Origin of the sequence: Microbacterium sp. NPDC090281 (assembly GCF_044769635.1) — a bacterium.
GTDB lineage: Bacteria > Actinomycetota > Actinomycetes > Actinomycetales > Microbacteriaceae > Microbacterium.
In genome coordinates, this window is the sequence record NZ_JBIVYH010000001.1 from 1 (window position 1) to 17,616 (window position 17,616).

The following is a 17,616-nucleotide window of genomic DNA, read 5'->3' on the forward strand; positions in this document are numbered from 1 at the left end:
CTCAACTAGCCGAAGCTAGACGAGGATAATTTGGCATTTGACAAGTGCACGCTGTTGAGTTCTCAAGGATCGGATGCTCCCACGACCCAGCCATCGCAGCCAGGCCCGCAGGGCAACTTCTCTATCTTACCGATCTCGTTTCCGTTGTCAAGTCCGAATTTCTTCGGCCTGACCGTGGGAACGGATCAGCTCCTTCATCCTGTTCACTCAGTGAGTGTCTGGGATTCGGGAGTTGTTTGCTGCTTGACGGGAGCCGGTCCGAGGACCTCCGCTCAACCGTTTGGGGCGAACAAGTAATAAGTTACGCGGATCCCGGGGATCGGGCAAATCAGGGCTGACCGCCGGGCGTGTCGCATGGCCGCATCGGCAGATCCGCGCCACTCTCCTGTCCGCGCCGCGCATCACTCGACGATCAGAGGTGTAGTCGTGACGGCGATGTTGCCGAAGGGGAACGGGCTGAAGACCGTCCATGAGCCGGAGGAGAACCCCTCCATCGGGATCATGAAGAACCAGACGTGCGAGACGACGATCGCGATGCCGACAAGTGCCCCCACTGCGATGGACGCGCGGTTCAGCGTCTTGAACGCGGCGGCTTCGTCACTTGCCTTCATCACCCGGCCGAGCGCAAGCAGCACGATCACCGCGATACCGACGTAGACCAGCGGGCTGGGACCGAGCGTCAGCTGGATGCACACGGGCGCTTCGTCCACCGGCCGCCCCGACGCATCAATGAATCCGCTGCTCCCATCGACGCCACCGGGGCAGTAGCCCCGACTCGCGACCATGAGGGTGGGGTACACCAGCGCGGCGATCACGGCGATGGTCAAGACGCGTCGGATCTGCGCGATGACCGCAGCGCCCGGGAGTCCGGTGACAACGGCGGTGTTCAGCGATATAGGTGCAAGCGACACAGTGGTCTCCTTCACAGGCGGTCGTCTTCATGATGGCGCAGGGCACAGATGAGCGGAAGGGATGAGAGCGGGCCGAGCCCGCATGACGGTTCCCCACCGTCCGACACTCGGCTGCGGCGACCCCGCCCTACGCTGGAGCGTCTGCCTCATTCTCGAGGCGCCTTCCCCTGGAGCTCCATGTCTGCAACGACGGTCGATGATCGTGCCCGCTATCGGGCGAACCCCTCTGTCCTGACGGCGCTGAAGAATCCGCGGATGCTGACCCGCGAGGTGCTGGCCGGGCTCGTCGTCGGACTCGCCCTCATCCCCGAGGCCATCGCGTTCTCTGTGATCGCGGGCGTGGATCCCAAGGTGGGGCTGTTCTCGTCGTTCATCATGGCGGTGTCGATCGCGTTCCTCGGCGGACGCCCGGCGATGGTGACCGCGGCGACCGGAGCCGTCGCGCTCGTGATCGCCCCAGTCGCGCCGATGTACGGACTGGACTACTTCATCGCGACCGTGATCCTCGCCGGCATCTTCCAGGTGATCCTCGGCGTGGTCGGTGTCGCGAAGCTCATGCGGTTCATCCCCCGCAGCGTCATGGTCGGGTTCGTGAACGCGCTGGCGATCTTCGTGTTCAGCTCGCAGTTCCCGCAGCTGATCGACGTGCCGTGGCTGGTGTATCCGCTGGTCGCGCTCGGGATCGTCGTGATGCTGGTGATGCCGAAGATCACCAAGGTCGTGCCGGCGCCGCTGGTGTCGGTGGTCATCGTGACGGGTGTCGTGCTCGCGTTCGGCATCACGGTGCCGACGGTCGGCGACCAGGGCGAGCTGCCGCGGAGTCTGCCCTCTCTCTTCTTGCCGGATGTGCCGTTCACATGGGAGACGTTCACGATCATCGCTCCGTTCGCGCTCGGAGTCGCGGTGGTGGGGCTGCTGGAGTCGCTGCTCACCGCGAAGCTCGTCGACGAGATCACCGACACCCACTCACGCAAGAGCCGCGAGGCGTGGGCGCAGGGAGTGGCGAACGTGCTGTCGGGGATCTTCGGCGGCATGGGCGGCTGCGCCGTGATCGGTCAGACCATGATCAACGTGAAGGCGTCCGGGGCGCGCACCCGCATCTCGACGTTCTGCGCGGGTCTCTTCTTGTTCTTACTGGTGGTCGTGTTCGGCGACTTCGTCGGGACGATCCCGATGGCAGCGCTGGTGGCCGTGATGATCATGGTCGCGATCGGAGCGTTCGACTGGCACAGCGTGCGTCCGTCGACGTTGAAGCGGATGCCGAAGAGTGAGACCTTCGTGATGGTGGCGACAGTGGTGCTTGTACTGATCACGCACAACCTGGCGGTCGGGGTCGTCGGCGGGGTGCTGGTCGCGTCGGTGCTGTTCGTGCGGCGGGTGGCGCACTTCGTAACGGTTACGCGCGTGCTGTCTGCGGCGGGGGACGTTGTGACGTACGTCGTGGAGGGGGAACTGTTCTTCGCGTCGAGCAATGACCTGACAACGTTGTTCTCGTACTCATCGGATCCCGCTCGCGTGATTGTTGATCTGTCGGGGTCGCATGTGTGGGATGCGTCGACCGTCGCCGCGTTGGATGCGATCGAGACGAAGTATCAGGCGCTGGGGAAGACGGTGGAGATCGTCGGGATGAATGAGAGCAGTCAGCGGATGCGGGGGCGGTTGACGGGTGGGTTCGAGTAGGCCTTAACGACCGCGTGGAGCACGAGAAGAAGTCCTCGTGCTCCACGCCGGCAAACATCGCTGCTCGGTTTCGCGTCAGTCCTTGTACCGACGAACCGCTTCACGAATTCCGTCCGCGTGAGAGTAGATCTCGTCGAGCTCCTCGATCGCGTGGCGCGTTTCAACCTTGTCCTCGTCCAAAAGCCCCAGGTACTTCTGCTTCCCGTTGAAGTGAAGGCGAGCAACGGGCTTTCGGTTGTTGTCATCGAGCAGCACGGCGAAATAACTCTTGGCATCGCGATGGGTTACCCGCTGCGGCTTTACCTCGCCGCAAGCGATCGCCTTGACGATCTGGTAGCCCTCGAGTTCTTCGAGAGTGGTCTCGATCTCGGTGTCGCGATCGAGATCGGCCTCCACAACCTCGGCACTCGTCGCCGGCGACGGGTCTGCAGGGTGCGCGATGCCGCTCACCCCGAGCGCGGCCTTCAAGCGGTCATTCACCCGCTCGTTGAGGAACTGATGAGCTGCCTTCCCAACGAGACCGGTGAACTGCTGTCGAACCTTCTGCGTGTATGAGCCGTCATAGACGCGCGTTGCAAAGAACTTGATCCACTCGTCGGTCGGTTCGCGGAACTGGCTCGCAATCTCTCTCTTTAGCGCGCCAATGTACTTCAGCTCTTCCGCAGCGCTGATGATCGATTCGAGATCAAAGCTCTCCTTGCTGAGCTTCTGGATCTCAGGGATGAGGGTCTCATCGATGTCGAGCAGGTCGAGCACGAGGAACGGCTTGCCATCCATGCGGTTCGGGGCATCGAGGTCTGTGTAGAAGTGCCAGAGAACGCCGTTGGTCAGGACAGCGATGCGCGCGTTCGTGACGGAGAAGTATCGGAAGAGCTGAGAGGCGTGCTCGATCTTGAGTGAACCCATCGATGGCTTGCACTCTATGAGGATCTGAACCTCCCCTTCGCGCATGATCGCGTAGTCGACCTTCTCGCCTTTCTTGGTGCCCACGTCCGCCGTGAACTCCGGGACGACCTCCAGCGGGTCAAAAACGTCGTAGCCAAGAATCGTTGAGATGAACGGCATGACGAATGCATTCTTCGTCGCCTCCTCGGTCCCGATCGCCGTCGCCTGGTTCTTCACCTTCGTTGCGAGGGAATCGAGACGCTCTGAAAACTCCACCGTTGCTCCATCTCTTCGTTGAACACGCTTTGATCCAGACGATAGCGGAACCGCGCCGCATGAGCACCATCACGGCAGCTGCTCAAGCTGTCGTTCGATGACGGCAGAAGCAGCCTCAATCGAGCGGCGGTGTCCTTCAGTACCGACGGCTGAACGATGCTCCGTAGGCCGTGCCGAGAACGACATCGATCTTGGTTGAACTTAGAGTGGCAGTCTCCCGACCTCTCTTGTCGGTTCGCTCCTCAAGGGGTCGCAGCCGATCTGGCATCCGTGCGAAGCTTGCGAGCCGCCTTATGCATGTTCACGGGCGTTGTGTCAAGAACGCGCTCAATCATCTTGGCGAGGAACGTCGACGGGCTGAGGTGAGCGGGTACAGCGTCATGGCGAATACCCACGGGCGGAAGGTTCGCTAGCGCGCGTTCAACTTCAGACTGTGGCACATACGAGATCGCAATGTCGGCGTCTTTATCGGGTGCGAGCCCGGCCGAGATGAGGGGATCCTCAGCATCCTCTCCGCTGTCCACCGGCGGGGTTACTGTATCGGCGTACTCGATCATCACCAGGCATGTCGAATGGTATGCATCGTCCTCGCGCCCGAGCTTGCCGAGCAGGTCAATCAGCCATTCAGCAGTATCCGGCTCCTTCTGCAGGATGTCGGAACGCAACCCAAACACGAACCCGAGCGCGGCGAGCGGGTGCCTCAGGCGCAGATTCTTTGCGTCGCCGTAGGACTCTTCAACACGATTTGCGGCATTCTTCCCATAGGAAGAGTCCATCCTCTTGGTCGAGATCAGGAGTTCCGGTCCGGTCGCCCAATCGGTCATGATTACATCCACTTGCTTGAGGTAGTTCTTCCCCAGAATGCTGGCACTGGCAGAGGTGACTCCAGCTACAGCCGCACTCCTAGTTAGGCGCGCAGTGAGCAGGGCGCGTTCTTTCGCGGGGACAGCCTTTAGCAGATTAGCTACAGGCATCGGCAGAATGCGCGGATGGGTGCCTCGCGGCCACGTCGCATCAGGATCGAATCCGGCGCGACGGAGTTCGTAGCTCAGCCACACGTCGAGGGAGAGGGCCGGCACACCCGTTCGAGTATCCACTCCGAGGTAGAGCGGGACGCCAAGCAGGCGCATCAAGGTCTCATGGTCGGGCTCATAGCGCAGCTGACCGTCGACCTGCCTCACCCAGGGGTTCGTATAAACGCCGTTCGGAGCTGCGTCCGCAACGATTCGGTCGAATACAAACCACGCCTTTTCTTTAGCGCTTGATTCAGTGGCCACTACGTCCCCTAGCCGTACGTCGTCCGGTCATGTCAGCGTGGGCTTGTCGCACGCGACTGAGATCTGCGTCTGTGACGATGCCAGACCCTACGAGGAGAACTTCATCCACGAGTTCTACCGCGTGGCCCAACTTCCCCTGTCGCAAGAGCCGGGCCACCTTCGGTCTAATGCCGCGAAGGTCATCGGCGTGGGCCTCGATGTGTTGAACGGATGGCATAGCCCAGACGTCTGCTTCTCGTGGTTCCAACTTGAGGACGCCCCCGCCGTAGGAGCGACCCACCATCTCCGCGTTGAGGAGAGTGACAGAGTTCAAGCTCGCGAGCGGAAGGAGCTCGCGCCCTAGCGCACGCGTACTGTCCTTGAGGTAGACACCGTGAACTGAGTTCAAGTGGCCTGCGCCAGCACTGTTTGTCGTGAGGCGTGGTGTATCGGCATTCATGCATGTCAGCAACAGGTCTGCTGGCGGTAAGAGCGGAACCCGATACCAGGGCTTACGCACTCGGCACTTGTATGCTTCGTCAACGCCTGCGAGGTGGCCAGCCTCAATATAGGCGCGGGCCGCATGAGATGGACTTTCGGCCGGGCGAAACAGCCAGGTCGCCTTGCCCCGCCGCCCAAGCCGCGTCATCGCGTCATTTGTTAGCTCCAGACCACGAAGGTGCGAGCTTCCTGGAGGTGAGAGCCGAACCAGATCACGGCGCGCAAGACCTAGTTCCCTCACCCGATCAGGCGAGAGCGCGAAGAACCTGTTGTTGCCCGTGACCATGCCAAGGGTGGTGTCGCCCCAAGCTTCGAGATTGGCGAAGAGACCGCTCGCTCTCAAGGTGCGTAGGGGCTCGATCGCGTCTGGGTTTACTAGAACTCCAGTCCATTTCGCAGCGGGATCGAGGGGCGTCCATTTCAGTGGACCACTGAGCGAAGCAAGTGCTTCCGCGTCTCGCGCCTGGTAGATGGTCGCGTGGTCCGTTGGTCCCTCGTCGAATCCATCGGCGAGGAGGAGGACGACGTCAGCCTCGGCCTCGGGAAATACCTGTTCGTCAAACAGTACGAGTTCGACGCTCCGGAAGCGGTCAAAGAGGAACTGCCTGACCGCTGCGGCGTAGTTCACGCTTAGCAATTCCGCCGGCAGCACGAGCCCCATCCTGCCGCCGGGCTTTAGGAAGAGGGCCGAGTGGACCGTAAAAGCAGCCCAGCTTGAAGCTAGTGCTGTCAGCGCGACGCCGGCTCTCAGCGCGGCGGCACGGGAGCGCGTGCGAGCTTCACCAGTGAAGTCCTGGTAACGAATGTAAGGAGGATTCCCAATCACTACGGAGTAGCGGGGTTCAGGGTCAACCAAGAAGAAGTCGCTGACGATGAGCCGAGGATCCCCCCCAGCCTCCTTGATCCGAGTTCGGGCGATGCGAGCACTATCCGCGTGGATCTCCACGCCATCCACGCGAATATTCGGGGCGTCACCAGCGCCAAGCTGCTGAAGGCGATGGACTGCCTGAACGAGGAAGGCCGCGTCTCCTGCCGATGGCTCCAGCACCGTATCGTTCGGGGTGCGAATCGCCCACTCCGAGATGAAGCGGGTGATGGCCCTCGGGGTGAAAAACGCGCCCCGAGCCTTCCGAAGCTCCGCCGTGTCGAGGGTTGCAGGCACGGGAGAATCGGACATGCGTCCATTCTGTCGCACGCTTCAGACATCCCCAGGAAGCAGCGCCCAGCAAGTTGAAGCGATAGACAGATGCGATGATTCGCCATGGCCACTAGGACCGTGATCGACGGATCAGTCCCGCCCGAATCTTTCCCCCGAGCTCACCTGCTGCGCCACCCTCCGCAACGCCAGCAACAACGGCTCCACCAACACCGACCCCAGCACCACGTACCGAACCGCAGCCTCCGCAGACTCCCCCGGCACCCCGGCGATCTCCGCCTCCGCAATCCGCCGCGTACTCGAGAGGTACTCCGCCATCGCCGCATCCGGAACGGTGAACCCGACGTGCTCCAGCCCCTGCAGCGCCCGCGCGACCGCGTGCAGCACCGCGTCGTCACACATCCCTGGCTTCCACCCGAGCCCTGCCACAAGAGCCTCAGCGTCCGTCAGATCCAAAGAACCGTCCACCGGCGGAGTGATCGCCGCGTGCGCCGTCCCGAGCAGGTCGTGAGCACTCGCCGGCGGATCATCCAGCGCCGCCAGCACCCGCCGTGTCTCGGCGATGCTCACCCCGGCGTCGAGCAGCGCCCGGATCACCCGCAGCCGCTCCACGTGCTTCTCGCCGTACGCGGCCTGGGTCGGCGCACTGCGCTCGCCCTCGGGCAGCAGCCCCTCGCGCAGGTAGTACTTGATCGTCGGCACGGTCACGCCGGTCTGGGCTGACAGTTCGGAAATTCTCATGGCCACCTCTTGACTTCGATAGTAGCGCTATCCATTATGGATAGTGTCGCTATCCAACCAAGGAGTCATCATGTCGAAAGTCATCACGGGCCGCATGACCCACCGCCACGAGGGCGAGCTCGTCGTGTTCCACATCGGGATGCAGATCAACCGCTGGTGGCGCCCTGACCTGTGGATGCCGGCCTTCTTCGCCATGCCGGGGATGCTGCGCGAACTCAGCACCGACCCCGACTCGGGCATGCTCGGTTACCACCTGCTCTTCGGCTCCGGCGGACCCTACGTCGTGCAGTACTGGTCATCCGTCGACAAGCTCTACGCCTACGCGTCCAGCCCGAACCAGGAACACCGCCCCGCGTGGACCGCCTTCAACCGCGCAGCCCGCAAGGCTCCAGGAGCGGTGGGAATCTGGCACGAGACCTTCCGCGTCGACACCGCCGAGAGCGTCTACGTATCGACGAAGCCGATGGGCCTGCCGAAGGCCACGGAACTCGTCGAGGTCGGACGGCGTCAGGACCGGGCGCAGGCGCGGTTCGCGGAAGGGCGGACCGACGCAAGCCGCTCATCTGCCAGCTGACGCCCCTGGAGGGCATCCGTGGCCCGGGGTCTCCCGGCGAGGCACCGTGTGATTACGCGCGTCGGCGCCGCTGCACTCGGGGACGGGGAAGGGGCGCTCGCTTCGGACGAGGCTTCGAGACTTCCCCGCCCGCCTGGAACGCCTCAAACTGCGCTTGGCGGGACTCATCTTTGGCGTGACCATCGCGCACGTAAACCGACAGAGATCCGTGGATACTCTCGCTCCACTTCTTCATGATCCCGCGCATGTCACGGAGCGCTTTTGCTGAGTCATGCTCGCCGTACACCTGAACCCACCTGCGCGTCTTGTAAACGGCCCAGTCGAGCACGACTTCGGATTCGCGGCTTTCGCGATCGATGCCCTCGTATCGAACGAGCCCGGCATGTCGATCGGGATGTTCAGAAGAACCGCGCTCACTCGCGCTGTCCCACATTGTTCGCCACTCCTGGCCGGGTGCGAGCACGGGAATCGGATCTGGAACGGCGACGCGTTCACCACCTGCGGTTCCGTCTGAACGCACGGGCCACGGGTCGAGCTCGAGTCTGACATTTTGCGCGGCCGTCTGCCCATAGTTCTTGACGACGAGATCAATGATGGCCGGAGTGGCACCGGATGGCTCCGTGTAGGCGACGACGTACGGTTGCGAGCGCTCCTTTTCCAGTTCCCTTGCCTGCCGGCGCGCGGATTGGGCCTCGGCCACTTGACCGCGAGCGTACGTCAAAGCGAACACTGCGACCACCAACGTGAGGATGGTCGCGCCCGCGGTGATCCAATCCGCCACGTTCGGAGATTCAAGCGCTTCGATCAGATCAGCGAAGAGCACTGGAAAGTCGACGGAATCCATGGTCGCCATGATCCCAGATCAGCGATTCCCTTGGACAATCCACCCCGGAAGACAAGTACCCTCGCACCATGCCCACCGATCGCCCTCGCGCCTGGATCTTCGACGTCGACGGCACTCTCGCCCTCATCGGCGACCGCTCTCCGTACGACATGCGCAATGTCGCGATCGACACCCCGAACCACCCGGTCGTCGTTGCAGCTCAGGCGTTCGCGGCCCACCCCGACGTCGATGCCCTCATCGTCGTCTCGGGCCGCGACGAGACCGCCCGTCGCGCCACCGAGGCCTGGCTGACGTTCAACGAGATCCCGTTCGACCGCCTCCTGCTCCGCCGCACGGGAGACCAGCGCGCCGACAACATCGTGAAGGCCGAGATCTACGACGCCCACATCGAACCGCACTTCAGCGTCATCGGCGTCGTCGACGACCGCCGCAGCGTGGTGGAGATGTGGCGCTCGCGCGGACTGACCTGCTTCCAGGTCGCCGAGGGCAACTTCTGACCTTCCGAAACCACCCGCCAGAGCCCTGAGTCACGACTGCCAGATCACGGCCGCGGTCGTGTTCGGCGTGAGGGCTCGCCCCGACTGGTGAGGTTCGCCCCGATGAGAAACGCGAGGAGCCCGATCAAGAGGTAGACGGGTAGCGCGTCTCCGGTAGGGCCGTCGAGGGCGCCCGACCAGGTAAACCACGCGAGGAGCCCGAACCACAGCAGAACGGGCACGACAGCGAGGAGCGTGCCCAGCTTCCTGCCCAGTCGACCAACCAACGCTCCCCAGAGGAGAAGCACTACCCCGACGGCGACGTAGACCATAGTGTCCGTCCTTCCTGTTCCTCGCCCACTGCCGCCGCCACTTGCTCGACACTCCCGCGCAGTCTGCGCGGCGGAAGTCACCTGTGCGACATCACCCATCACCATCCGGCCTGAGACTGGCCTCTTCGACGGGCACTCCGCGCCGCACGTTCAGCACGGCGACCAAACGGCTTCCGAACGACTCGTCTTCGAACGCTGGCTCATCCCTTTTTGCGGCAGCGGCAAATAGAGTGCCCGCCAGCATGGACACGATCGCAAAGATGGGGCCGACCCACGGCGCGCTCGATCCGAGGGCGAACCCTGCGGCGGTGACGACTCCCACGATTAAAAGCCCCGCGCTGATGGCCGACCGCCGGTGGGCTGTCGCGGAGACTCCGCCGAGCACGAGACCCGCACTTACGGCCAGAGCCGCCGTCAACACGTACGTCAGGATCTCACCTTCGATACCTATCGTCACGATCGTCCTCCGCGAACCTTCAGCACGTGATCCTCATGATGACGCCCGGAACCGGAGCGGCTGTCAGGAACAAGCAGGTCTTCGGGTTGTCACCCTGCGCGATGTTGGCCTGAGCCACCATGTAGCCTCCGAAAGCGGCACATGCCCATCCCACCCTCGGGAGCTTCTTCAAGAAGGACCCGCACATTGCGAGTGCTGCCGCGTAGTCCCGCACACGCGAGGTCTCGGCACGATTGAGCTTCATGCCCCAGATGGGTCCGTTCCAAATCCAGCTGGGGTCCGCCACCACGGGGTAGGCAGTTTCCGCTCCAGGGGCGACCACCTGGAAGAGTTCATCGCCGCGCACTTCATAAAACGTCGGCACACTCTTGCCGTTCGCGTCGACCGCCCACGGCGCCGCGACAGGCACGTAGTCTCCGGCCTCGTTCAAGAAGATCACTTCACCCGTATCGCTCTGGTACGGCTGGTAACCATCCATGCGGTAGCCGAATTCGTGCGGGCTCGCGGCACCGCCGATCACGGTTTGAATGCGCGTCGATCCGTCGACGAGCGTCTGGACAGCAACTGCGTCACCTGAACGGTCATCGGCTTCGAAAACGACAGTGCCATCGTCCGTCACCACTCCCTCGCTAATGGGGATTTCGCTGGGCAGCTCGATGCCCCGACTCTCCGCCCGGGCCCCTCCATCAATCGGCGCACTCACAACGATGTTCTCGTCAGCCGAAAGCGGTACTACTGATGCGATGTCACCGACCGTCGTGATCAATTGACCGCCCTCGACCACCCCCGGTTCGGACAAAGTCGTTGTCGGGGTCGCAGCTTCGATGGTGGCCGCGACAGACTCCGCCTCATCAACGTCGCTGTCAGATGCATGCGCTGGTGAAGCCAGCATTGCTGTGAGGGCCAGGGTGGCGGCCATCGCAACGATGGACTCCCGTGTTCTTTGCAACATCGCTGTGATTCCATTCACTCGTAGCGGCCCGCCGGTGATCGTTCTCTCTCCACGGCCGCGGCCGCAAAGCTCGTGACAGCCGGTACCCTTCGAGGTCCGCCCGATGCCAGATCAGAGGTTCAGCGTTGATCAGCTCGCGAAGTCCGAGTGCGAGAGAGCGAAGCCTCAATACCCAGCCTTGGTCACATGGGCAATGAAAGCATACATATGAGGACGCTAGTGATATTCTGGGTCTGGCAAGAGCGCTCCGAGTCACCACCACGTTGCCGCGAGCGTCTCACGCCCAGCTTCGATGCCGCGTCGACATCGCCCCGTTCAAGTCGCCGTGGAACCTCGACGCTTGGCGGCCCGACGTAAGCTACAGCAACCTCTTGGCCGCAGGATGCAACCCCTAGGAGCGATTGTGAAGCAGCAAACGAGACGAGCAATGGTCAGCATAGGATTCGTCGGTGCCGCCGTCATCGTCCTCGCCATTGTCATGGCGATTGCTGAGGGCTACATCTCCGACGCGGAGCACACGACTGGAAACCTCACACCTGCTGCTCTGACTGGTCTGCTTGGCGCATGTCTCATGCTCGTCGGGTTCGGGAGCATTCTCTTCCGAAGAGAGTGACCAAGGTCCTATAGCTCTCCTCATTCGGCCCCGCTACCCATCAGGGTGGCGGGGTCGTCTCATGCTCGAGCACCGCGCTCGCGACGCTGTACGAGTCCGTCGGGTTTCGGCAAGTGAGAGACGAACGCGCTCCGGCTCACCCCGGCCACAGACTGGTTACGCCGCAATCCCCCGCAGCAACCGCACCACGGTCTCCTCCACCCGCTCCGCACTCAACGGCTGCCCGATCAACGCGGAGTACGACGCCATCGCGATGAACTGATCCGCGATCGCCGCAGCATCCACATCCGCCCGCACATCCCCGTCCGCACGCCCGCGCGACACACGCTCGGCCACCCACTCGCGAATAGGCGCCGCCAGCCGCTCGTTCAAAACGAGCCCCAGCTCGGGATCGGCAGCAGTGACCTCGATCAGCGCCCGAGCCAGCGCAACACCCTCGGGCCGAGCCAACCCGTCAGACATCGCAGAGAACCACGCCCGCAAATCTGCCCCGAGGTCGGCCGTCATCGGCACCGACACCTCGGCTCCCGGCAGGGCACCCTCGAGCAGCGCCTCTCCGAGGATCGCGGCCTTCGACGGCCACCACCGGTAGATCGTTTGCTTCGACACCTCTGCAGACTCCGCGAGACCCTCGATCGTCACTGCCTCATAACCGTCTGCGGCGAGCGCACGACGCATCGCCTCCAGCACGGACTGACGGGCTTTCTCACTGCGAGGACGGGGCACCTTCCGAGCGTACTCAGGCGTACACTGGAACATAAGTAGACGCACCGTTGCGAAACTAGAAGACCCGAACAAGGAGAAAGAGCATGGCCCTCACCGCACACTCCACCATCGGCGACTGGATGAACGACCCGACCGGCGGGCCCCTCATCCGCGGACTCTTCCAGCAGACGGGCGCCGACCCCGAGCTGCTCACCCCCGTGCTGGGCCTTCCCCTGCAGCAGCTCGTCGCGATGAGCCAGGGCGCCATGCCCCAGTCGGTCGTCGACGACCTCGTGCGTGCGGCCAACGGCGGCGAGATCCCCGAAGACGACGCTTCCGAGGGCTGGACCGAGAAGGTCACCTCCGGCCGCTTCGCCGGCAAGACCGTGATCGTCACGGGCGCCGCATCCGGCATCGGCAAGGCCACCGCCTCGCGCATCGCCCGCGAAGGCGGACGCGTGATCGCCAGCGACATCGCCGCCGAGAAGCTCGACGCCCTCAAAGCAGAGCTTCCGGATGCCGACATCGTCACGGTCGCGGGCGACCTCACCAAGCAGGACGCGATCGACGCGGTGCTCACCGCTGCGGGCGACCGCATCGACGGCCTCGCGAACGTCGCCGGCATCAACGACGACTTCTCCCCCGCGGGCGAGACTCCCGACGCCGTCTGGGACCGCGTGATCGCGATCAACCTGACCGCTCCGTTCAAGCTCATGCGCGCGGTCATCCCCGTCATGGAGACAGCCGGGCGCGGCTCGATCCTCAATGTCTCGAGCGAGGCGGGCCTGCGCGGCAACGCCTCGGGCAACGCCTACACGGCCAGCAAGCACGGCATCATCGGCGTCACCAAGTCGGCGGCCTTCATGTACGGGCCGAAGGGCATCCGCGTGAACTCCGTCGCCCCGGGCGGCGTCGCCACCGGCATCCCGATGCCCCCGAACATGTCCGAGTACGGCTCCGGCCGCCTTGCCCCGTTCCAGCAGTCCATCCCGACCGTGGCGATGGCGGAGCACCTGGCGGCATCCATCACATTCCTGCTGTCGGACGACGCCGTGAACATCAACGGCGCCATCCTCGCCTCGGACGGCGGATGGTCGGTGCAGTAAGCCGCACCGCGAGACCAACGCCCCGCCGACCCGAACGGCGGGGCGTTTCGCGTGTCCGGGGAGTCGCACAGGCGACGATCAGGTCACTCCTGCGCGAGCCTGACCGTCATCGTCGTTCCGAGCGCGGTGACCTCGTACGACAGTTCACCATTCTCGAAGGTGAATGCCTTGGTGTCGTCACCAGAAGCCAGCATCGCGGTATCCGTCTTCGTCTTGTCGTTCACGGAGTCCCATGCGAAAGATGTCGATCCGTCGGCCGGCACCTCGATCGTGCCCGCCCAGTACAGAGACTTGGTGTCGGGCGCATTCCAGAACACCTCGATCGTGTCGGCAGTGATCGTGGCGGACTGGAAGCTCTCTGCGTCATTGGAGTTCGTCTGCTTCCACTCACCGGTGAGATCGACCGGCTCGGGCGCCTCATCCACTTCTTCCGGAGCGGCCGACGAAGAGTCAGTCTTCGTGTCCGCGGGCTCGGCCGGAGCTGAGCAAGCGACCGTGCCGAAACCGATCAGTGCGAGGAGGGCGATCGCGGCGGCTGCCTTGCTGGTGTTGGTGTTCACTGGATTCCTTCGAGTCGTGATGTATGCGGAAGCGATCGTTCAGGAGAAGTAGCCACCGACGCCGACGGCGTAGCTGTCGCACGTTTCGCCATAGAGGTCGACGGTGAAAGTACCCGTGGCCCCATCGGCGAGCTCCTGTTGTTCGGTGAACCCCTGGTGCTGCGAGACGATGGCGTCACCCTCGAAACAGAAGATGTTCACGCCATAGGGTCCCGTCGTGTCGACACCCGTCTTGTTGGCGGCAGCGCCGACGATCGCGCTCCCGGAGATGTTCGCCTCTTCGACCGTCAGAGGAGCAGTGTTGTAGGGCGAGGTTTCCGCCGGGATGGTGTTGACCGAGAACTCGTAGTCGGCGCCGTCGGCGATGACTTCGCCGTTCTCGAAGTAGATGTAGGAGAGCCCCACCTCCCCGGGCTGCACGAATGCCGGAATCGTCCCCTGGCTCGACCCTGTCGAGACGATCGCTCCGTCGCTACGCGCGGTGGCTGTCCAGTCGACGTGGGCGACAGCTTCTGCCGTGTTGTTGCGGAAAGCGAAGAGGAGGACCGCGCCCAGACCGGGCTTCTCCAGCGGGCCGACCTGGACGACGGACACTTCTCCGGGCTCGCCGTCTTCGAAGTTCGGAGCCACGTTCGTGCCGAGCAGGCCACCGGCGTTGAACGGAAGCGAATCCACCGCGGCCGGGGCCTCGACACCCTCGGCGGCAACCGGTGTCGATGACACCGGCGCCTTCTCCGTCGATGGAGCGGGGGAGCTGCAGGAGGTCAAAAGCAGAACAGCAGCGACAGCCGCCGCGACGCGGAGTGGAGTTTTCATCAGGCTCACCGTATCGGCCGCCTCTGGCCGAGAACGCCGTCGTTACCGCTTTGAGATGGCGGATACCGGGGAGCCGTCACACCCGAGAACTCCCGCACGCCAGAACCATCCCACCCCACCCCGCCTCCTGGACAGGGTCGAACAATCCCCAGGTCCACGAACAGAAAGATCCGACGCGACCGAACCGTGAGCGGCACGATATATTTCCGAAACATACGTTCCATAGGTTTCATACGTGTCTCCATGGCCACAAGCCTCCCCGCACCACGACGACGTGACCGGTCGCCCGCGTTCTGCCTATCCGAAAGCACCCATGCCTCGACTGACCGCTGCCAGCCGTCGACGATTGATCGCGATTCTTCCGGTCACCGCTCTCCTCGCCGGATCCCTCCTCGCGACCTCCCTGCCCGCGGCCGCCGCCGACTCCATCGCCGGGCCTCGCACCTCTGGCGACCCGATGTTCCCGAACGTCGGCAACGGCGGCTACGACGCCCTCGACTACGACGTCTCCCTCAGCTGGAGTCCGACCGGTGTCGCCGACGGACTGGTAACGGGTGAAATCACCACCGCCACGACGACGATGACCGCCCGCGCCCTCGCCCCGCTGCACCAGTTCTCCCTCGACTTCGAAGGCATGACGGTCTCCAGAGTGACCGTCAACGGCGTCCCGGCCAGCTGGTCGCGCGACATCAACCCGGCCACGGACAAATACAAGCTCACCGTCACGCTGCCGACCCCGGTCGACGGGGAGTTCACAGTCGCCGTCACTTACAGCGGCACACCGGTGGTCCACGTCGACAGCGACGGCGCCTTCGAAGGCTGGAACGGCACGAACGACGGCGCGATCCTCCTCGGACAGCCGATCGGCACGATGGCCGGTTTCCCCCACAACAACACCCCGAGCGATAAGGCGACCTACACGATCTCGGTGGATGCCCCATCGGTGCTCGCCGACGTGTCCGGCGTGCAGGGTGACGCGGCCGTCGCCAGCAACGGCGAGCTCAAGTCGAAGACCGTCTCGGGCGACCGCACCACCTGGGTGTGGCGTCAGGACAAGCCGATGGCCTCAGAGCTCGCGGTCATCGCGATCGGGCGCTTCGACGTGATCGAGGGCTCAATCACTCTGTCCGACGGCCGCACCATCCCCTCCTGGTCCTTCATGGACTCCGGCCTCAGCGATGCCAACAAGACCACCATCCGCAACCGGGTCGCGCAGCTCGAGACCATCACCCGCAACCTCGAGAGCATGTACGGGCCCTACCCCGGCAACAGCACGGGCGTGATCGTCGACACTGTTCCCAGCGGCGTCAACTACGCACTCGAGACGCAGGACCGATCGTTCTTCCCGAGCGTGGGATCCGTCAACGGCAACACCCTCATCCATGAGCTCGTCCACCAGTGGTACGGCAACAACGTCGCACCGACGACCTGGACCGACATCTGGATCGGCGAGGGCATGGCCACCTGGGGTCCGACCCACTACAACAGCGCCGCGGGCTTCGGTGGAGGCGCGAGCACCGAGCAGAACTACTTCAACTCGTGGAACAACAAGGCCTCGTCGAGCGCAGACTGGAACATCCCCCCGGGAGCACAGACCGCCTCGAATACGCTCTACGACTACCAGACCTACACCCGCAGCGCACAGTTCTGGGAGGCGCTGAAGATCTCGATCGGCGATGACGCCTTCTTCGCCCTGATCAAGGAATGGCAGACGCGCTTCGCAGGCCAGAGCCGCACCAGCGCCGACCTCAAGGCGCTCGCCGAAGAGATCTCCGGACGCGACATCACCGCGCTCTGGAACGACTGGATCCTCGAGCCCGGCAAGCCCGCCTGGCCCGACAAGCTGTCGGTGTCTCTGACGGCCCCCGCGGAACCTCTCGGCGTCGGTGACACCGCCACCTACACCCTCAGCGCCGCGAACACGGGTCGGGTGCCGCTCGCCTCGTCTGTGGTGACAGTCGACCTCAGCGATGTGCTGTCGCGGGCCTCGCTGACGACCACGCCTGCAGGAACGGTCCTCGACGGCACCACCCTGACCTGGAACGTGCCCGCGGGCGTCGTCGCACCGGGGTCGTCGGCCCACACCCAGTTCACGATCGAGGTCGACGAGGATGCACCGAGCGGTGCGTTCTCGGCGACCGCGCGCGTCGCGAGCCTCGGCGGCACCTGCATCACCTGCGTGGCCGATCTGACGGTCCTGGAGGCGCTCGCACCGACAACACCTCCGACGATCACGGGCACCGCCGCCGTCGGCCAGACGCTGACCGCGACCTCGGAGGGCTGGCCGGCCGGCACGTCGCTCAGCTACTCCTGGGAGATCGACGGCGAACCGGTCGTGAGCCTGGCCCGTGCGGCCGCGCCGAGCGCCCAGTTCGTCATTCCGGCGAGCGCCCTCGGCAAGCGGATCACCGTCACCGTGACCGGAACACTCGACGGGTTCCTCAGCAGCTCGGTGACGAGTGCGGCCACCGCGGCCGTGGGTCCTGCCCTCACTCCGGGCGGTGGAACCACCACCCCGGGCGGAGGAACCACGACCCCGGGCGGTGGAGCCACGACTCCCGGCGGTGCCGCTGATCCTGGCACCGGCCAGCTCGGTCAGACAGGCGCGGAACTGCCCATCGGCGGCGCGGTCGTCGGCCTGCTGCTGCTCCTGCTGGGCGGAGCATTCGTCGCCCACCGTCGTCGCCACCGCATCGACGCCGCGTAGGACTTCACCAGTACGCAACAGAACGCCCCGCCGACCTCGGCGGGGCGTTCTGCGTCAACGCTCGATGT

General features: G+C 64.1%; 19 protein-coding genes. 7 read left to right on the plus strand and 12 right to left on the minus strand.

Annotation, left to right across the window (positions count from 1 at the left end; all coding sequences use genetic code 11):
- Positions 1 to 401: 401 nt before the first annotated feature.
- The gene (locus tag ACIQTX_RS00005) at positions 402 to 911 is read right to left on the minus strand and encodes a hypothetical protein (RefSeq protein ID WP_402967225.1); all 510 of its coding nucleotides are present in this window, start codon (positions 909 to 911) and stop codon (positions 402 to 404) included.
- A 177-nt stretch (positions 912 to 1,088) separates the two neighbouring features.
- Between ACIQTX_RS00005 and ACIQTX_RS00010 the strand changes: the two genes are divergently transcribed.
- Complete coding sequence (locus ACIQTX_RS00010; protein ID WP_402967228.1) at positions 1,089 to 2,591, plus strand: SulP family inorganic anion transporter; 1,503 nt, start codon at positions 1,089 to 1,091, stop codon at positions 2,589 to 2,591.
- 75 nt (positions 2,592 to 2,666) lie between these two features.
- On the opposite strand, the gene ACIQTX_RS00015 is transcribed toward ACIQTX_RS00010, so the two are convergent.
- From ACIQTX_RS00015 to ACIQTX_RS00030, 4 genes are all read right to left on the minus strand, one after another.
- Positions 2,667 to 3,752 (minus strand): type I restriction endonuclease, encoded by a 1,086-nt coding sequence (locus tag ACIQTX_RS00015; RefSeq protein ID WP_402967231.1) that lies wholly within the window; start codon positions 3,750 to 3,752, stop codon positions 2,667 to 2,669.
- 242 nt (positions 3,753 to 3,994) lie between these two features.
- Positions 3,995 to 5,029 (minus strand): hypothetical protein, encoded by a 1,035-nt coding sequence (locus tag ACIQTX_RS00020; protein WP_402967234.1) that lies wholly within the window; start codon positions 5,027 to 5,029, stop codon positions 3,995 to 3,997.
- A complete protein-coding gene (locus tag ACIQTX_RS00025) occupies positions 5,019 to 6,686 on the minus strand; it encodes a class I SAM-dependent DNA methyltransferase (protein ID WP_402967237.1) in 1,668 nt (555 codons plus the stop codon). The genes ACIQTX_RS00020 and ACIQTX_RS00025 overlap by 11 nt, the downstream gene beginning before the upstream one ends.
- A gap of 111 nt (positions 6,687 to 6,797) precedes the next feature.
- The gene (locus ACIQTX_RS00030; protein WP_402967240.1) at positions 6,798 to 7,406 is read right to left on the minus strand and encodes a MerR family transcriptional regulator; all 609 of its coding nucleotides are present in this window, start codon (positions 7,404 to 7,406) and stop codon (positions 6,798 to 6,800) included.
- A gap of 70 nt (positions 7,407 to 7,476) precedes the next feature.
- Between ACIQTX_RS00030 and ACIQTX_RS00035 the strand changes: the two genes are divergently transcribed.
- The gene (locus tag ACIQTX_RS00035; RefSeq protein WP_402967243.1) at positions 7,477 to 7,980 is read left to right on the plus strand and encodes a DUF4188 domain-containing protein; all 504 of its coding nucleotides are present in this window, start codon (positions 7,477 to 7,479) and stop codon (positions 7,978 to 7,980) included.
- A 52-nt stretch (positions 7,981 to 8,032) separates the two neighbouring features.
- On the opposite strand, the gene ACIQTX_RS00040 is transcribed toward ACIQTX_RS00035, so the two are convergent.
- Positions 8,033 to 8,824, minus strand: coding sequence for a hypothetical protein (locus tag ACIQTX_RS00040; protein ID WP_402967246.1), 792 nt, complete (start codon positions 8,822 to 8,824; stop codon positions 8,033 to 8,035).
- Between the two features lie 68 nt (positions 8,825 to 8,892).
- On the opposite strand from ACIQTX_RS00040, the gene ACIQTX_RS00045 reads away from it, so the two are divergent.
- Positions 8,893 to 9,321, plus strand: a complete 429-nt coding sequence (locus ACIQTX_RS00045; protein ID WP_402967249.1) for a polynucleotide kinase — start codon at positions 8,893 to 8,895, stop codon at positions 9,319 to 9,321.
- A 44-nt stretch (positions 9,322 to 9,365) separates the two neighbouring features.
- Here the strand turns inward: ACIQTX_RS00045 and ACIQTX_RS00050 are convergent, their stop codons facing one another.
- From ACIQTX_RS00050 to ACIQTX_RS00060, 3 genes are all read right to left on the minus strand, one after another.
- Positions 9,366 to 9,632, minus strand: a complete 267-nt coding sequence (locus ACIQTX_RS00050) for a hypothetical protein (protein WP_402967252.1) — start codon at positions 9,630 to 9,632, stop codon at positions 9,366 to 9,368.
- 91 nt (positions 9,633 to 9,723) lie between these two features.
- The gene (locus ACIQTX_RS00055; protein WP_402967255.1) at positions 9,724 to 10,089 is read right to left on the minus strand and encodes a hypothetical protein; all 366 of its coding nucleotides are present in this window, start codon (positions 10,087 to 10,089) and stop codon (positions 9,724 to 9,726) included.
- Positions 10,090 to 10,108: 19 nt separating this feature from the next.
- The gene (locus ACIQTX_RS00060; RefSeq protein WP_402967258.1) at positions 10,109 to 11,008 is read right to left on the minus strand and encodes a hypothetical protein; all 900 of its coding nucleotides are present in this window, start codon (positions 11,006 to 11,008) and stop codon (positions 10,109 to 10,111) included.
- A gap of 296 nt (positions 11,009 to 11,304) precedes the next feature.
- Between ACIQTX_RS00060 and ACIQTX_RS00065 the strand changes: the two genes are divergently transcribed.
- The gene (locus tag ACIQTX_RS00065; RefSeq protein WP_402967261.1) at positions 11,305 to 11,436 is read left to right on the plus strand and encodes a DUF2599 domain-containing protein; all 132 of its coding nucleotides are present in this window, start codon (positions 11,305 to 11,307) and stop codon (positions 11,434 to 11,436) included.
- A 32-nt stretch (positions 11,437 to 11,468) separates the two neighbouring features.
- Positions 11,469 to 11,654, plus strand: a complete 186-nt coding sequence (locus ACIQTX_RS00070; protein WP_402967264.1) for a hypothetical protein — start codon at positions 11,469 to 11,471, stop codon at positions 11,652 to 11,654.
- Positions 11,655 to 11,810: 156 nt separating this feature from the next.
- Here ACIQTX_RS00070 and ACIQTX_RS00075 read toward each other — a convergent pair whose 3' ends face one another.
- Positions 11,811 to 12,380, minus strand: a complete 570-nt coding sequence (locus tag ACIQTX_RS00075) for a TetR/AcrR family transcriptional regulator (RefSeq protein ID WP_258131615.1) — start codon at positions 12,378 to 12,380, stop codon at positions 11,811 to 11,813.
- A gap of 83 nt (positions 12,381 to 12,463) precedes the next feature.
- On the opposite strand from ACIQTX_RS00075, the gene ACIQTX_RS00080 reads away from it, so the two are divergent.
- The gene (locus ACIQTX_RS00080) at positions 12,464 to 13,465 is read left to right on the plus strand and encodes an SDR family NAD(P)-dependent oxidoreductase (protein ID WP_402967267.1); all 1,002 of its coding nucleotides are present in this window, start codon (positions 12,464 to 12,466) and stop codon (positions 13,463 to 13,465) included.
- An 83-nt stretch (positions 13,466 to 13,548) separates the two neighbouring features.
- Here ACIQTX_RS00080 and ACIQTX_RS00085 read toward each other — a convergent pair whose 3' ends face one another.
- The gene (locus tag ACIQTX_RS00085) at positions 13,549 to 14,025 is read right to left on the minus strand and encodes a hypothetical protein (protein WP_402967270.1); all 477 of its coding nucleotides are present in this window, start codon (positions 14,023 to 14,025) and stop codon (positions 13,549 to 13,551) included.
- Positions 14,026 to 14,064: 39 nt separating this feature from the next.
- Positions 14,065 to 14,841, minus strand: a complete 777-nt coding sequence (locus ACIQTX_RS00090; protein ID WP_402967273.1) for a hypothetical protein — start codon at positions 14,839 to 14,841, stop codon at positions 14,065 to 14,067.
- Between the two features lie 313 nt (positions 14,842 to 15,154).
- Here ACIQTX_RS00090 and ACIQTX_RS00095 point away from each other — a divergent pair, with 313 nt between their 5' ends.
- Positions 15,155 to 17,548, plus strand: coding sequence for a M1 family aminopeptidase (locus ACIQTX_RS00095; RefSeq protein WP_402967276.1), 2,394 nt, complete (start codon positions 15,155 to 15,157; stop codon positions 17,546 to 17,548).
- The last annotated feature ends 68 nt before the right edge of the window (positions 17,549 to 17,616 follow it).

What these genes read in the sequence shown, in the direction of transcription:
- ACIQTX_RS00010 (WP_402967228.1), top strand. Translation starts at nt 1,089, where the DNA reads ATGTCTGCAACGACGGTCGATGATCGTGCCCGCTATCGGGCGAACCCC.
- ACIQTX_RS00025 (WP_402967237.1), bottom strand. Translation starts at nt 6,686, where the DNA reads ATGTCCGATTCTCCCGTGCCTGCAACCCTCGACACGGCGGAGCTTCGG.
- ACIQTX_RS00030 (WP_402967240.1), bottom strand. Translation starts at nt 7,406, where the DNA reads ATGAGAATTTCCGAACTGTCAGCCCAGACCGGCGTGACCGTGCCGACG.
- ACIQTX_RS00035 (WP_402967243.1), top strand. Translation starts at nt 7,477, where the DNA reads ATGTCGAAAGTCATCACGGGCCGCATGACCCACCGCCACGAGGGCGAG.
- ACIQTX_RS00040 (WP_402967246.1), bottom strand. Translation starts at nt 8,824, where the DNA reads ATGGATTCCGTCGACTTTCCAGTGCTCTTCGCTGATCTGATCGAAGCG.
- ACIQTX_RS00045 (WP_402967249.1), top strand. Translation starts at nt 8,893, where the DNA reads ATGCCCACCGATCGCCCTCGCGCCTGGATCTTCGACGTCGACGGCACT.
- ACIQTX_RS00050 (WP_402967252.1), bottom strand. Translation starts at nt 9,632, where the DNA reads ATGGTCTACGTCGCCGTCGGGGTAGTGCTTCTCCTCTGGGGAGCGTTG.
- ACIQTX_RS00060 (WP_402967258.1), bottom strand. Translation starts at nt 11,008, where the DNA reads ATGGCCGCCACCCTGGCCCTCACAGCAATGCTGGCTTCACCAGCGCAT.
- ACIQTX_RS00070 (WP_402967264.1), top strand. Translation starts at nt 11,469, where the DNA reads ATGGTCAGCATAGGATTCGTCGGTGCCGCCGTCATCGTCCTCGCCATT.
- ACIQTX_RS00080 (WP_402967267.1), top strand. Translation starts at nt 12,464, where the DNA reads ATGGCCCTCACCGCACACTCCACCATCGGCGACTGGATGAACGACCCG.
- ACIQTX_RS00090 (WP_402967273.1), bottom strand. Translation starts at nt 14,841, where the DNA reads ATGAAAACTCCACTCCGCGTCGCGGCGGCTGTCGCTGCTGTTCTGCTT.
- ACIQTX_RS00095 (WP_402967276.1), top strand. Translation starts at nt 15,155, where the DNA reads ATGCCTCGACTGACCGCTGCCAGCCGTCGACGATTGATCGCGATTCTT.